Genomic DNA, 14,130 nt, shown 5'->3' on the forward strand with positions numbered 1-14,130 from the left:
TACAAGTTATAAAATAAAGATAAAGGGAAGGTATTATGCAAAAGTTAAAAATTAAGAATAATGAAGTTTCCTTTTACGCAGTCGGTGGACTGGGTGAAATCGGTAAAAATATGTATTGTGTGCAATTCCAAGATGAAATCGTCATTATTGATTGCGGGGTTCTTTTTCCCGAAGACGAGTTGTTTGGGGTGGACTACGTTATCCAAAATTATGATTACTTAGTGGAAAATAAGGACAAGATTAAGGGGATCTTTATTACCCACGGGCATGAAGACCACATTGGTGGACTACCGTTTTTCTTGCAAAAGGTCAATGCCCCAATTTATGCAGGTCCGTTTGCAATGTCCTTAATTAAGGGTAAGTTAGAGGAAAAACATTTACTCCGTGATGCCGAATTACACGAAGTTGATGAATTTGATACAGTACATTTCAAAAAATTATGGGTTAGTTTCTTCAGGACTACACACTCCATTCCAGATACGCTTGGGGTAGCAGTTCATACTCCACAAGGAACAATTGTCCAAACTGGGGATTTCAAGTTTGATTTGACACCGGTTGGTAACTTGCCAGCACCTAATTTCCAACAAATGGCGAAATTGGGTGAAGAAGGCGTTTTGCTATTGACTTCAGACTCCACAAACGCTGAACGACCACAGTTCACGAAGTCGGAACGTTGGGTTGATATTCATATTCGGCGGGTATTTGAACGAATTAAGGGCCGGATTATCTTCGCATCATTCGCTTCTAATGTCTACCGTCTCCGGGAAGCAGTGGATGCAGCTTTAAAACAGGGACGGAAAATTGCTGTTTTTGGCCGGAGTATGGAGAATTCCATTGAGGCTGGTCAACGGCTTGGGTACTTGAAGATTCCAGAAAAGTCATTAATTGATCCAAATGAGATTAACTCCTATCCGCCAGAAGAAGTTATGATTATGTGTACCGGTTCACAGGGTGAACCAATGGCAGCATTGAGCCGGATTGCTAACGGTAATCACCGACAAATCAGTATTCAACCAGGAGATACCGTTGTCTTCTCCAGTAACCCGATTCCAGGGAACACCATTAGTGTCAATGCCCTCATTAATAAATTAGAGGAAGACGGTGCGGAAGTTATTCATGGATATGTGAACAATATCCACACTTCTGGGCACGGTGGCCAGATTGATGAAGAATTAATGCTTCGCTTAATGAAGCCGAAGTTCTTTGCGCCAGTTCATGGTGAGTTCCGGATGCAGAAGATCCATACCAAGCTAGCGCAACTGACGGGAGTACCGAAGGATCACTGTTTTATTTTGCAAAATGGTGATGTTTTAGCACTGACCAAGGATACCTGTCGAATTGCTGATCATATTGATAGCATGGGTGACGTATATATTGATGGTCGGGACGTCAATGATTCTGTTGGGAACCCTGAAATTCGTGAACGGCGGATGCTTTCAGAAGAAGGGGTTGTAACGGCGATTGCGGTAATTGATATGAAGGATAAGCAAATTGTTGCTGGTCCAGATATCGTTTCCCGTGGCTTCGTTTATATGCATGAATCGCAAGAGTTGATCAAGGCCGCTAATCATGAAGTTTTCTGGGCGATTCTCAATACTTTCAAGAACCATGCCCATGCGGACCGGCGAGCAATTAACCGTACGATTGTTAGCCGTTTACAAAAATTGCTTTACCAACGGACCGGACGTCGGCCAGTGATTATTCCCATGGTTACTATTTTAAATGATGATGAACGTCGTAAAGAAGGCGGTAACCATCGTGAACATCATGGAAGTGGTCACCGTCGGAATCATCGTGCTCATCGTCCACAAAAGGATGGTCAACGTCACGCCAAGGATGATTCTAAGAGAACCCAAAAAAAGACGCCGGTTACGGAGTAGTCATATAAAACATTCCCCCGAGGTTCGGAAGATTCGAGCTTTGGGGGTGTTTTTGTGCGCAATTTTAAATTAGGCTTTTGATTAGTTCCGTAGTTTGTTATTATCGAAGTAGCAATTATTTTTGAATGGAGGAACTAAAATGTCAGGAAGAGATTACCTCCACATTTGGTACTTAGCTCAATCGGCAGTAATTTTATTCTTATTACTATTGATTGACGCATGGGAAGCTTATCATGGAATTCGCATGGTCGTTGTCATTATCCCAGTTGCGGTAATAATGCTATTGGCAATTGTAAGTTCGATTTTAGATCGGCAACCCCATTGGTTAGAATTAATTAATCGTTGGGTGCAGGCACTTTGCCAACCATTGATTTTAACGGTAGTCTGGGGAATGGTAACACGGATCTTGATTGTCCGTTTACAATTACCCGCGCGGGGAATTGTTGCGCTCGGGATGATTTATTATGTTGTAATGTTTGCACCATTTGCTAGTGAGATTGGTGGACAGTTGCAGTGGACAGTTGCCCGTATCTTTTATCTGTTCTGGTGGTTTAATACTGTTTTAGCGATGGGCATTGCACTTCCGCTTAAGTTTACTGGTCCCCATGCCTTTGCTGTTTTGATCAGTACAGGTGCTGTCGGTGCTGTTTCCTATTTTGTGATGGTAACGACGGTCATGCGGGCATGGAAACTTTCGTGGCCAGGAATTAAGCCCCAATTTGGTTGGGGATTCAGCTGGATCGTGTTAGCAATTTTGATTATTGCTGACCTATGGTTTACAGTTTGGAATGCTTACGGAACTGGTGACCGTTGGCAAACAATTGTAACGTCATATCACTTAGTATGGAAACGACCAACCGGAACCTTTACGATGCAGGCTTTTGAAGCCGCAGTTGGTGAAGAAACACTGTGTCGGTTTGGATTTCTAGGTTGTTCATTGTATGCATTTCGTAAATTCACCAACCGGATCCCATATGCGGTCGTGTTGAGTTCCGCGTTATTTGCTTTAATTCACTATTTTAATTTGTTTGGTCAAAGTTTTTCAATGACCACGGTTCAGGTGCTCAGTGCTTTTTCATTAGGACTCTTTTATGCGGTGGTTTATCTTTATACTGGTCAACTGTGGATTCCGATGCTGATGCATTTTCTTTTGGATTGGACTAGTTTTACAGCTTCAAATTCAACCATGATGAGTGGAAATGCTGGGGCGATGGATAGGCTTACGTTAGTGCTTCAAATGATTCTCTTTATCGCAATCACTGTTTGGATGATGTTCGGAAAGCGTCGTCACGTGATGAAACGTCATGCAGACCGGCTGATCGGCGAAAATCAACATTTTGGTTTTCGACTTGAATTTAATTAAAAAACAACCTTCAGACTTGTGAAGCCTGGAGGTTGTTTTTAGTTATAAAAGAGTAAGCGGATTACATGGTTTCGCCCATTTTCTTGTATGAATCCATTCCGCCTAACCATAGTTGATCCATTGAAACACCACGTTCTTCCGCAAAGGCCTTCATTAAGGTCATATGGTTCATGAGGTGGTATTGTTTATCAGGATTCTTTGGATCGATGACCTTAATTTGTGCCATCATCCCGCCATCTTCATGTTCAATGATATGGCAGTGATACATGAAGACACCAGGAACATTGAACCAAACTTTAATGCGGACGTGTTCTTGAGGATTGACCACTACCGTATCTTTAAGTCCTGTTTCGTTTGGCAATGGGGCATGCCCATTTCTGGAAATTACTGTAAATGCACAACCGTGCATGTGATATGGGTGAATCATTCCGGGACGGTCATTAGTATTTTCAATGTCCCAGATTTGCACCTTATTCATCGGCATTTCATAGTCAATTCGATCCATCTTAAATTTCTTGCCATTCATCGCTACTGATTCATCACAACCATCAAGGGTTACATAGTGAATTCCGAGGTCTGGGTCCACTGCAGGGTCAGGAGTAGTGAAGAGCTGATTTGGAATTTTAGTATTGTCTGGTGTAAATTGGTGAATCCGGAAATGGATAAGTGGGGTATCATCACTGTACAAGATAACTTCATCACCTGGTTGATAGTTACCAAAGTCCACCACGATTTCTTGCCGTTCCGCTGCGGTAATCATTAGTTTGTTCATTTTAACTGGGTGGGGAAGGAGACTAAGATCACCAGCAATTTGGGTAAATGGTAAGTCATCAGAAAAGTGGAGTCGCCATTCACGACGGTTGGCTCCATCAAGAAAACGAAGGCGTACTTTCTGTGTTGTAACGTCAAAATAGGGATTAATTGTACCATTGATCATCGGGGTGGGACCCATTACGCCATCGGGATCATAATCTGCACGATAGTTCCACTGATTATCTTCGTGAAAACGGCGATCTTGGAGAATCACCGGAATATCATCAATACCATAATTTCGTGGTAATGGTAAGGAAGCTTCATGATCATCTTGAACAATCGCGGCAGCTGCGAGACCATGCCAGACTTGTTCCGCTGTGGATGGACATGGGTGGGCATGTAGCCAAACCATCGCTGCTGGTTGGTTGATTTTAAAGGTGATATCGCGACTTTCACCAGGGTAGACCGGTGCATGACAACCACCATCTTCAATTGGCCCTGGAATGGCTAATCCATGCCAGTGGAAAGTAGTTACTTCCGGTAGGTGGTTGACAAGGTGCATATGAATGGTTTTGCCCTTTTTGAAAATGACGGTTTTACCTAGTAAGGGAGCATTATATCCCCACGTTTTGGTTTTAGTGCCTGGTAACAGTTGGACAGCTCCGGTTTGTGCGGTAATCGTGTAGTACATATCGGTGGCAGTTTCCTGGTCAGGCTGCAGAATTTCTGGAATATTTAATGGCTGTTGTGGTGTCGTAGGTTCTTCTAGTGGAACGTAGCCACCATCGTGATAGTCATAGGCAGGTTCATCATAAAAATATTGATCAATAATTTGGTGTGCCATTTAAATTCCTCCTTAGATGATTACAAATTTATCATACTACGATTCAGGGGATTTGTTAGAATTATTTTGTGCTTTTTAAAAAAGGTTTAGGCAGTGCTAAAAAATATCATTTACAAAACGAAAATAAGTAGTAGTATGGTTATTGAAAACATGTTGAAATCGGTTGATTGCAATAATGGTCAGACTGATTTGTGAAGAGAGGGGAAAACAACGATGTTTGAAATTAAGCCAAAGACGTTTAAAAAAATCCTGGTAGGGGTTGATGATGCTCCTGATGCGCGTGCAGCATTCTCATATGCCGTTGATAAGGCTAAGCGGGACGGTGCCGAATTAGGGATTGTTTCAGTTTATGAAACCAATGATGTGAATGTTTACCAGGTCTTAGATAAAGACTATGTTCACTCTAGTCGTGAAGAATTAAAACAACGCATCAATGAATATGTTGAAGCCGCCATTGATTACGGAGTCGATCCAAAGAAGATTACCGCAATTATTGATGAAGGCGACCGTCCGGCTGAACGGATTTGTAATCACGTTATTCCCGAATTTCACCCGGATCTCTTAATTGTTGGTTCCATTGGTAAACCAGGTAACCGGCACACAGTGGGCTCACAAGCTTCCTATATGGTTAAGCATTCTGGAACCTCTGTTTTTGTGATTAGAACCGATTCAGAAGAATAATAGTTAAATTGATCAGTGATAAAAAACGTTGTCGCAGTGCAGACAACGTTTTTTATATGCAATCATAATTTAAAACTGTTCTAAAATATTTTGGCTTTTAATTCAAAAAACTTTATTTTTCTAAATGTTTAAATTATAATGATTCTAAAAACATTTTAAGGGAGTTAGAAAAATGGCAAAGAAATTGTCATTGTCACAAAAGATTAACGTTCTACGGGCGACAGTAATGGGAGCCAATGATGGCATTATTTCCGTTGCGGCGATTGTCATTGGGGTGGCAGCCGCTACTAATAATAGCTATTCAATCCTCATTGCGGGACTATCAGGAAGCCTTGCGGGAACAATATCGATGTGTATGGGTGAGTATGTTTCGGTTAGCAGTGAAAAGGATTCACAAAGGAAAGCTATTGCTGAAGAAAAAGAGCGTTTGAAGCTGAACTTTGCTGGTGAATATGACTATGTCAAACAAAAATACCTGGATCAAGATATTGATCCCAAACTAGCTGAACAGGCGACTAAAGAATTAATGGATAAGGATGCATTAGCAACCGGTGTTCAGGAGCGGTATGGTTTTAATCCGCGTGAATTTACAAGTCCCTATGCAGCAGCCATTTCATCTTTCATTTCATTTCCACTAGGGTCCATTTTACCGATGCTTGCCGTAACTCTCTTTCCACCCAAGCAACGAATTGTGGCCACGGTGATCGCGGTTACGATTGCACTAGTTATTACTGGTTATTTAGCGGCGGTTTTGAGTGATAATCCACGGCGAACCAAGTCGGTGGTGCGAAATACCATTTCAGGATTATTGACAATGGGAGTAACGTTCCTGATTGGAATGCTCTTAAAACGCTAGTGGAGGAATAATGAGCAATGGATATTAAAAAAACGAAGAAGCAAAAGCAGACCATGCAAGAAAAGTTGAATACCCTTCGTGCGGGAGTGCTAGGATCGAATGATGGTATTTTAACGGTTGTTGGAGTGCTTGTTTCGGCAGCGGCGGCCACAACTGACAAGTTTACAATTTTTATTGCGGGCTTATCTGACTTATTAGCCTGTGCCTTTTCAATGGCGTGTGGTGAGTATGCTTCAGTTAGTACTCAAAAGGATACTGAAACCTCAGCTGTGGATCGGGAAAGCCAACTATTAAAGACGGCATATCAAGATGAATTGGACGCAGTTACTCGCCATTACATGAATAAGGGAGTTTCGCAAAAAACTTCTACAGCGATTGCCAAGGATTTATTGGATAAAAAGCCATTAGAAACGATGGTGCGGGTGAAGTATGATATTGAACTAGGACATTATTTAAATCCATGGGATGCAGCTTTTGCATCCTTGTTTGCGGCTGCAGCAGGGGGATTATTACCATTAATGGCGATGACTTTTGTTCCAGGAACAGTTGCCAAATGGTCAATGACAATTTTAGCAGTGGCTTTAACTAGTGCACTGACCGGATTTATCAGTTCTAAATTAGGTAACGGACTGGTTAAATTAGCAGTTATTCGTAACATTGTGATTGGTTTGATCACCATTACGATTCACTATGGGGTCGGTAAATTATTCTAATAGTAAAAGGCGGTTGGCTTTATTGACATAGATGAATTTCATCATCGTTAGTATCAAACAGCTCTTCATTTTGTCCCCGTTTGCATTCCGCTTGCAGGGTAACATGACTAATGTTGTATTTATTTGTTAGCAGTTTTTCAATTTGATGATAGATCTGTTCACATTCACTAATTTTCATGTCTTGACAATTAATGTGTGCTGAAAAGATAATCCGGTGTTCATCCATTGACCAGGCATGAATATGGTGAATGTTTTCTACACCATCGATGGCCAAAATGTCCTTTTCAATTGCTGCATAATCAAGCTTTGGTGCGGACTGCATTAAGATTTCGATGGTCTTTTTAATAATGGGCCATGCTTCAAATGCGATGTAAAGAGCTACGGCAATCGTCAGCAGTGGGTCCAGCCACGGAACATTAATGTACATTAAAATAATGGCACCAATAATGACAGCAACCGAGGAAAGACTATCACTCAGGACATGGAGATAAGTAGCCTTGATATTGAGGCTATCATGGCTACCCTCATGCAACAGGACTGCCGATAATAGATTGGCGATTAAGCCGACAACGGCAACAATTAACATTACTCTACCATTAATATGAGTAGGTTTTTCTAAGCGCTGAATCGCTTCAACAATTAAAAAAATCGACATTACAATTAAAAAGAGGGCGTTGAGAAACGCCGAGAGAATTTCAGCCCGTCGGTATCCGAAAGTTCGCCGACTATTTTCCGGCCGTCCTGAAATGGTTTGGGCCACATAGCCCATCACAATGGATAGCGAGTCGCCAAGATTATGAAAAGCATCTGATAACAGTGCAAGGCTACCGGAAACGACTCCCCCAATGATTTCCACGACCGTAATGGTGGCATTTAGTAACGTCACAGCTAAGAACCGGCGACCATTAATTTCCCGTTTATTCATGAATGATGGCTCCTTCAATTAAATTTATAACAAAAAAGTTAGGTTCTCCAAACTTGCTGCCTTAATAATATGATATAATCATTTTGTGTTCAACTAAAAAAGTAAATTAAAACGAAAGAAGGCTGATGGCGATAAATGACGCCAATGAAAGAGGATTATCTCAAAATTATCTTTGAACTTGGCGGAGGCAAAAAGAAAGTCTCCAACAAAGATATTTCACTTGGTTTAGGAATTGCTGCGGGTTCCGTTACCGAAATGATTACTAAATTGTCTGATGAAGGCTTAGTAGCGCATGAACCTTATGCGGGGATTTCGTTAACTCCCAAGGGAACTCAATTAGCTGCAGAATTAGTCCGCAAACACCGCCTTTGGGAAACCTTCCTGGTTGATAAATTGGGTTATGATGTTGCGGACGTCCATCCTGAAGCGGAGGTCTTAGAACATAAAACGAGTGATCGCTTGGCAACGGCTCTTGATGATTTCTTGGGACATCCTGAAAATTGTCCGCATGGTGGGGTTATTCCATCTGCGGCTGGAGATTTTTCTGACGTTAGTCACCGCTTGTTAGCCGATGGTAAAGATGGCGAAGAAGTTGTGATTGAACGCTTCTTAGATAACCATGAGTTGTTGACATATTTAGCAGACTTGGGATTGAATTTGCATGATCATTTGAAAATTATTAAACATGAGCCTTTCGAAGGGCCAATTGTTGTGGAACGAGTCAATGATCAACGCCAAATTATGGTTTCATTTAAGGCTTCTCACAATATTTTTATTAACGAAGTTAAGTGATGGGGTCCTAAGCATAGGTACATCAACAATAAAGCATTATGAAGGGGGCGGCATTATTCCGCTCCTTTTTATTAGATAAAGCTATCATTTTACAAATAAAACGGGCATAATGAATGGTGGTTAAAAGAAAGGTGGTTGTAAGATGGCGTATAATCCAAAGCAATTGGCGGTTAACTGTTCACTATTGGCAGGGCAATTATTAATTGAAAATGGTGCAAACATGGAGCGGGTGAACGATACAATGTATCGAATTGCAGAAAATGCAGGATTACACGCTTTTCAAGCTTTTACAACTGTAACGGGGATTGTAGTTTCTGCCGAACATGAGTCAAATGCCCAAACGGTTGATATTCGGGCACGCCATAATGATTTAAGCAAAGTGGCCCGGGTAAATGAAATTTCGCGCTTGTTTGCCACCAAAAAAATTAGTTTAAGTGAAATGTATACTCAATTGAAGAAGGTTGATAAAGGAACTCCTCAGTTATCAATTACGACCCAATGTTTAGGGGCAGCAGTTTTAAGCTTAACGCTAATGATTGTTTTTACTGGTGATGTGAAGGATAGTTGGGCGGCCTTTTTAATCGGTGGTGCCTGTTATTGGATCTACCTTTACCTATTGCGTAAATTCAAGATTAAGTATATTGGTGAATTTGTTGCTTCCCTATTGATTGGCTTTCTAGCAGTCTTAACTACCAAGCTAGGCTGGACCGGAAATTTAAACGACATCATTATTGGTAGCGTGATGCCATTAGTTCCGGGAGTACCATTAACTAACGCGGCGCGGGATCTGGTGTCGGGTAATTTAATTAGTGGCCCGACGCGTGCCCTGGAGGCGATTATTACTGCAATGGCAATTGGTTGCGCAATTGTGATCGTTTTACGCTATGCATAGGAGGAATCTGTGATGGTTTTACATTTGATTTTAGAATTTCTCTTAGCTGATGTAGCGACGATTTGTTTTGGAATATTAATGAACATCCCTAAAAAAGCCTATCTTCCGGGAGGAATCATTGGTGGTGCTGTCTGGATCTTTTATATTATTATGTATTACCATCTTCACCTGGGACTGGCGATGAGCAATTTGCTATCTGCAATTGCTATTTCTATTTTGAGTTTAATGGCGGCTCGCCGTTTCCGTTTACCGATGATTATTTTTAATGTTCCAGCCTTGGTTTCTTTTGTGCCCGGCGGACAATCATATCAAGTGGTACGAAATTTTGTATTGGGAAATAATGGAGCAGCCATGTCATACTTGTATCAAGTAATTGTGATTGCTGGAGCGATCACACTCGGCTTTGGATTAGGGGACGTCATTAATGCAGCATTACATTATCGACCTAAAAAATGGAAAAATCGGTAATGATCTATTTAAGAACTACTTAGCTTTATTGGATTTGTGGTATACTCAACAAGACAAACTCAACAGGAGACGAAGTTATAATTATGTTAATTGAAAATGATTCCGGACGATGGAAACGCCTGGTTGTTAGTGGTGTATTATTCATCGTTGTTGCTGCAATGATTTATAAGAATTCAATGCTCAGTGGGACGATTGATACGGTTTTGCAGGCATTGTTTGCTAGTACTCATCCAAACGTTCATAGTGGTGGACGTTCTTTAATGGTCTTGATTAGCTTCTTAGGGAGCCCCAAGATGGACCTGGTTTGGACTTTTATTATTGCCTTTTTCTTATGGGGATTTAAGTATAAGATTCCGGCTCTGTGGGCCATTTGTACCGTCATCGGCGGTGATGTATTAGGGTTCATCGTGAAACACATCGTTAAGCGGGCACGTCCTGCGCAACACATGGCTAAAGACGATGGGTACAGTTTCCCTAGTGGACATGTTTTAGGATTTTTCTTAGTTGCCGCAGTTCTTTTCTTAGTTGTGATTCCGTTATTCCGGAGTGCAGCCTTACGGGTAATTTGTCAATTGCTATTAATTATCTTTGTAGCATTATTGGCTGTATCACGGGTGTATTTATTGGCTCATTATCCATTTGATACGATTGGAGCGATGCTGCTAGGTTACACTTGGTTACAAATTGCTGAATACCTGTATGTTGCATTTGCACCACGAATTAGTAGTTGGCGGATTGTTCATCATTCATATTATTAAAAAAGTCGGGGCCATCCCGACTTTTTTAATAATTTAGTAGCCACTCGTTGGCTAGCGTGACCCAATGGGCAACATGGGGTTGATCACCGTCTGGATGGTGTGCCACCAATTGATTTGCAATATCCATTCCATGGGGACCATGAGCAAAGATATGTATTTCCTGGGAAATATTATTTTTTTGAAGCATCATAGAATAATTAAACGCATTTTGGACGGGGACGAATGGGTCGTCCAATGTGTGCCAGATAAAAGTCGGGACGTTTGCTGCGTTAACATGATAACTGGCCGAGTATTTTCTGGGATTATCAGTCCATTGCGGTATGATTTTTTCATCAGGAAAGCCAGCATTGAGGTCGATAACTGGATAGCCAAGAACAATCTTGGTAGGCCGCATTTCTTCATTGGTAATTCCGCAAAGCTGGCTTAACCAAGAAGTTGACCAATAATCATTGTATAGGGCAGTAATATGACCGCCAGCTGAGAAGCCAAGGATAAAAAGACGTTTGTCGATAGACCATTCAACACGGTGATTCTTGACTAACTGTACAGCGGTTGCAAGATCTAATAATGGCTTTGGATAAAGTGGTTCGGCTTCATTCAAAAATGTATAGCGGAGGATAAAGACTTGGTAACCGTGTGCAGCAAAGGCAATCGCTGTTTTTTCGGATTCTGCGACTGGAATGTGGGTCATTGATCCGCCAGGGACGATAATAAGAGCGGGAAATTTTTGAAGCGGACTACCAGGAGTGGGTGTTTGCAGATAAGCAGTTAAAGTTGCTTTTGTGGAATAATTAGGATTATTCAGTTGGTATTGGGTTATTTTCATAAAAATTGACCTTTCACAGTTTGATAATTACAGGTAATTATAATGGAAAAACAACAGAATTTAAAATTGATCATCCATGCGAAACGATTAACGACTAAAGACATAACTGAGGTATTGAAGCTCCTTAATACTAGCGATGCAGCAAAAAATGCTGGGTTAAAGTTAATGGGAAATTCTACCGTTCAACGATGGGCATTAAACAATTGGTTAACTGATGATGAACTCTATGGGATTTTTGATGATCAAAAATTAATGGGAATCATTGCAATTTTTGGTAATGATGATGACGGAGAACTGGGGTACTTCATTGAACCGGGTTACCAAAATCGCCATATTATGACGAGAATGCTAAGCAAGGTGCTGCAGCGGACAGACTACCAAACGCTCTTTGCTCAAACAGCGATTGATAATCGAGCCTCCCAACAAGTACTAGAGAATAATCATTTCCAAAAAGAAAATGTTGAATTAACATCGGTTCAGTATCGATGGGTAAATGACTAAGGGTTGCTAGAAAAGTAAATTCATGTATAATATGAATGTTAAATGTAGAAGAGGATGCAGCTGTCATGAGTAATCATCGTTAATATTGGGCAAACAGTGACGATGAGTGAAAGGGGCGACTGCCGAAACCATAACTAGTTTGTCCTAGTTAAAGGTTGGGACGTAATGCGAAAGCTTGCGGACTGTCGTAAGAAGACTTACGGGGCGCTTCAAGAATTCCAGTTAAATATGGTCTTCTTTTGAGCGTACTCAAGAGAAGATTTTTTTTGTTTGGAGGATTATTGTGGCAAAAAATCAACAATCAACCGGTCAAGTTCACCGTTCATTAAAGACGCGTCACCTATCCATGATTGCGTTGGGAGGCTCAATTGGGACCGGACTTTTTATTGCAAGTGGGTCGGCGATTACTTCTGCTGGTCCTGGTGGGGCTTTAATTGCGTACACCATTATGGGAATCATGGTGTATTTCTTAATGACCAGTTTGGCAGAAATGGCGACGTATATTCCATTAACGGGTTCATTTGCTGCTTATGCAAGCAAGTTTGTAAGTCCGGCATTAGGTTTTGCACTGGGCTGGAATTATTGGCTGAATTGTGCCATTACTGTTCCTGTCGAGGCGACAACGGTTGGCTTGGTAATGAACTTTTGGTTTCCTCATATTCCCTCATGGGTGTTTAGCGGAATCACGTTTGCATTAATTTTTTTAATTAATTATTTATCAGTTAAGTCGTATGGCGAAACAGAGTTTTGGCTTGCGTTAGTTAAGGTTATCACGGTAGTGGTTTTCCTAATTGTGGGGGTATTAGTAATTCTTGGAATTATGGGTGGCCGCGGTCCTGTAGATTTGCAAAACTTTACGTATAAAAAGGCGCCGTTTGTCCATGGCATTTCTGGAATTGTGAATGTTTTTCTGGTTGCTGGTTTTTCTTTCCAAGGAACAGAAATGATTGGAATTGCTGCTGGGGAATCGGAAAATCCAGAAAAGAGTGTTCCTGAAGCAATTAAATCAACGTTTTGGCGGATCTTATTATTCTATATCTGCACCATTTTTGTAATTGCATGTATCCTGCCCTATACTGATAAAAATCTGCTCAGCTCAGATGTGACGGATATTGTAACCAGTCCATTTACGTTAGTCTTTAAGCGGGCGGGATTAGCTGCGGCAGCCAGTGTTATGAACACGGTTATTTTAGTCGCTGTACTTTCATCCGCTAATTCATGGATGTATGCTTCAACACGGATGTTATTCTCTCAAGCACGTGAAGGTTTTGCATGGCGGATGTTTGGCTATGTCAATAAGCGCGGAATTCCAATTTATGGCTTAGTTGGAACGACTGTGATTGGTTTACTGATTTGGTTTACTCAATTTATTGGCCCGCAAGCTTACAACTACTTGATTGGTGCTTCTGGGTTATCCGGTTTTATTGCTTGGCTCGGGATTGCCATTAGTCATTTCCGTTTCCGACGGGCGTTTATTAAGCAAGGTCACGACGTGAGTGAATTAACTTATCATGCTGCATTATTCCCGTTTGGGCCACTTTTTGCTTTTGGGTTATGTATTGTTGTCATTCTGTGCCAAAATCTAGATGCCTTTGTCAAGTTTGATTGGCAAAGCATTGCGGTTACTTACATGACAATTCCAGTATTTATCGTTCTATATTTGTACTACAAACTAAAGTATGGCAGCCATTTGATTCCGTTAGAAGAAGTAGATCTTTCACGGAAGACAAAGGGTGAAAGCTATGAAACGGAAGATAAATAAAGAGGTTGAAAATTTTATTTTCAACCTCTTTATTTTATAGGTGAACCTGGAACAAGGATAGCTTTTTGATGAACCATCGTCTGATTAATAAGTAAATATTTTTCAGCGCAGCGCAT

At 41.1% G+C, this 14,130-nt stretch carries 14 protein-coding genes and 1 riboswitch; of the genes, 11 read left to right on the forward strand and 3 right to left on the reverse strand.

The annotated features are described in order from the left end of the window. The first annotated feature begins 35 nt into the window (after positions 1–35). On the forward strand, positions 36–1,880 hold the full coding sequence (gene rnjA, locus AC1EKL_RS03035; RefSeq protein WP_480190195.1) for a ribonuclease J1: 1,845 nt from the start codon (positions 36–38) through the stop codon (positions 1,878–1,880). A 139-nt stretch (positions 1,881–2,019) separates the two neighbouring features. Then, the gene (locus tag AC1EKL_RS03040) at positions 2,020–3,243 is read left to right on the forward strand and encodes a CPBP family intramembrane glutamic endopeptidase (protein ID WP_480188341.1); all 1,224 of its coding nucleotides are present in this window, start codon (positions 2,020–2,022) and stop codon (positions 3,241–3,243) included. 61 nt (positions 3,244–3,304) lie between these two features. Here the strand turns inward: AC1EKL_RS03040 and AC1EKL_RS03045 are convergent, their stop codons facing one another. Further along, positions 3,305–4,840 (reverse strand): multicopper oxidase family protein, encoded by a 1,536-nt coding sequence (locus AC1EKL_RS03045; RefSeq protein WP_480188340.1) that lies wholly within the window; start codon positions 4,838–4,840, stop codon positions 3,305–3,307. A gap of 213 nt (positions 4,841–5,053) precedes the next feature. On the opposite strand from AC1EKL_RS03045, the gene AC1EKL_RS03050 reads away from it, so the two are divergent. From AC1EKL_RS03050 to AC1EKL_RS03060, 3 genes are all read left to right on the forward strand, one after another. Then, positions 5,054–5,521, forward strand: a complete 468-nt coding sequence (locus AC1EKL_RS03050; protein WP_480188339.1) for a universal stress protein — start codon at positions 5,054–5,056, stop codon at positions 5,519–5,521. A gap of 172 nt (positions 5,522–5,693) precedes the next feature. Next, the gene (locus tag AC1EKL_RS03055) at positions 5,694–6,377 is read left to right on the forward strand and encodes a VIT1/CCC1 transporter family protein (protein WP_480188338.1); all 684 of its coding nucleotides are present in this window, start codon (positions 5,694–5,696) and stop codon (positions 6,375–6,377) included. Positions 6,378–6,394: 17 nt separating this feature from the next. Then, the gene (locus tag AC1EKL_RS03060) at positions 6,395–7,090 is read left to right on the forward strand and encodes a VIT1/CCC1 transporter family protein (protein WP_480188337.1); all 696 of its coding nucleotides are present in this window, start codon (positions 6,395–6,397) and stop codon (positions 7,088–7,090) included. Between the two features lie 19 nt (positions 7,091–7,109). On the opposite strand, the gene AC1EKL_RS03065 is transcribed toward AC1EKL_RS03060, so the two are convergent. Then, positions 7,110–8,015, reverse strand: coding sequence for a cation diffusion facilitator family transporter (locus AC1EKL_RS03065; protein ID WP_480188336.1), 906 nt, complete (start codon positions 8,013–8,015; stop codon positions 7,110–7,112). Positions 8,016–8,150: 135 nt separating this feature from the next. Here AC1EKL_RS03065 and AC1EKL_RS03070 point away from each other — a divergent pair, with 135 nt between their 5' ends. From AC1EKL_RS03070 to AC1EKL_RS03085, 4 genes are all read left to right on the forward strand, one after another. Then, positions 8,151–8,807, forward strand: coding sequence for a metal-dependent transcriptional regulator (locus AC1EKL_RS03070; RefSeq protein ID WP_480188335.1), 657 nt, complete (start codon positions 8,151–8,153; stop codon positions 8,805–8,807). 142 nt (positions 8,808–8,949) lie between these two features. Then, positions 8,950–9,699, forward strand: coding sequence for a threonine/serine exporter family protein (locus tag AC1EKL_RS03075; protein ID WP_006916585.1), 750 nt, complete (start codon positions 8,950–8,952; stop codon positions 9,697–9,699). Between the two features lie 12 nt (positions 9,700–9,711). Then, positions 9,712–10,167 (forward strand): threonine/serine exporter family protein, encoded by a 456-nt coding sequence (locus AC1EKL_RS03080; RefSeq protein WP_480188333.1) that lies wholly within the window; start codon positions 9,712–9,714, stop codon positions 10,165–10,167. An 83-nt stretch (positions 10,168–10,250) separates the two neighbouring features. Further along, a complete protein-coding gene (locus AC1EKL_RS03085) occupies positions 10,251–10,925 on the forward strand; it encodes a phosphatase PAP2 family protein (protein WP_480188332.1) in 675 nt (224 codons plus the stop codon). A gap of 25 nt (positions 10,926–10,950) precedes the next feature. On the opposite strand, the gene AC1EKL_RS03090 is transcribed toward AC1EKL_RS03085, so the two are convergent. Next, the gene (locus AC1EKL_RS03090) at positions 10,951–11,751 is read right to left on the reverse strand and encodes a lp_1002 family arylesterase (RefSeq protein ID WP_480188331.1); all 801 of its coding nucleotides are present in this window, start codon (positions 11,749–11,751) and stop codon (positions 10,951–10,953) included. A 42-nt stretch (positions 11,752–11,793) separates the two neighbouring features. On the opposite strand from AC1EKL_RS03090, the gene AC1EKL_RS03095 reads away from it, so the two are divergent. Both AC1EKL_RS03095 and AC1EKL_RS03100 read left to right on the forward strand, forming a co-directional pair. Beyond that, positions 11,794–12,252, forward strand: a complete 459-nt coding sequence (locus tag AC1EKL_RS03095; RefSeq protein WP_480188330.1) for a GNAT family N-acetyltransferase — start codon at positions 11,794–11,796, stop codon at positions 12,250–12,252. A gap of 40 nt (positions 12,253–12,292) precedes the next feature. Next, positions 12,293–12,470, forward strand: a riboswitch (Lysine riboswitch). Between the two features lie 128 nt (positions 12,471–12,598). Beyond that, positions 12,599–14,014 (forward strand): amino acid permease, encoded by a 1,416-nt coding sequence (locus AC1EKL_RS03100; protein ID WP_480188482.1) that lies wholly within the window; start codon positions 12,599–12,601, stop codon positions 14,012–14,014. The last annotated feature ends 116 nt before the right edge of the window (positions 14,015–14,130 follow it).

The organism is Limosilactobacillus sp. C0001E2, from assembly GCF_056590915.1.

Coding starts and splice junctions, on each gene's coding strand:
- rnjA (WP_480190195.1), top strand. CDS start 36: ATGCAAAAGTTAAAAATTAAGAATAATGAAGTTTCCTTTTACGCAGTC.
- AC1EKL_RS03040 (WP_480188341.1), top strand. CDS start 2,020: ATGTCAGGAAGAGATTACCTCCACATTTGGTACTTAGCTCAATCGGCA.
- AC1EKL_RS03045 (WP_480188340.1), bottom strand. CDS start 4,840: ATGGCACACCAAATTATTGATCAATATTTTTATGATGAACCTGCCTAT.
- AC1EKL_RS03050 (WP_480188339.1), top strand. CDS start 5,054: ATGTTTGAAATTAAGCCAAAGACGTTTAAAAAAATCCTGGTAGGGGTT.
- AC1EKL_RS03055 (WP_480188338.1), top strand. CDS start 5,694: ATGGCAAAGAAATTGTCATTGTCACAAAAGATTAACGTTCTACGGGCG.
- AC1EKL_RS03060 (WP_480188337.1), top strand. CDS start 6,395: ATGGATATTAAAAAAACGAAGAAGCAAAAGCAGACCATGCAAGAAAAG.
- AC1EKL_RS03065 (WP_480188336.1), bottom strand. CDS start 8,015: ATGAATAAACGGGAAATTAATGGTCGCCGGTTCTTAGCTGTGACGTTA.
- AC1EKL_RS03070 (WP_480188335.1), top strand. CDS start 8,151: ATGACGCCAATGAAAGAGGATTATCTCAAAATTATCTTTGAACTTGGC.
- AC1EKL_RS03075 (WP_006916585.1), top strand. CDS start 8,950: ATGGCGTATAATCCAAAGCAATTGGCGGTTAACTGTTCACTATTGGCA.
- AC1EKL_RS03080 (WP_480188333.1), top strand. CDS start 9,712: ATGGTTTTACATTTGATTTTAGAATTTCTCTTAGCTGATGTAGCGACG.
- AC1EKL_RS03085 (WP_480188332.1), top strand. CDS start 10,251: ATGTTAATTGAAAATGATTCCGGACGATGGAAACGCCTGGTTGTTAGT.
- AC1EKL_RS03090 (WP_480188331.1), bottom strand. CDS start 11,751: ATGAAAATAACCCAATACCAACTGAATAATCCTAATTATTCCACAAAA.
- AC1EKL_RS03095 (WP_480188330.1), top strand. CDS start 11,794: ATGGAAAAACAACAGAATTTAAAATTGATCATCCATGCGAAACGATTA.
- AC1EKL_RS03100 (WP_480188482.1), top strand. CDS start 12,599: ATGATTGCGTTGGGAGGCTCAATTGGGACCGGACTTTTTATTGCAAGT.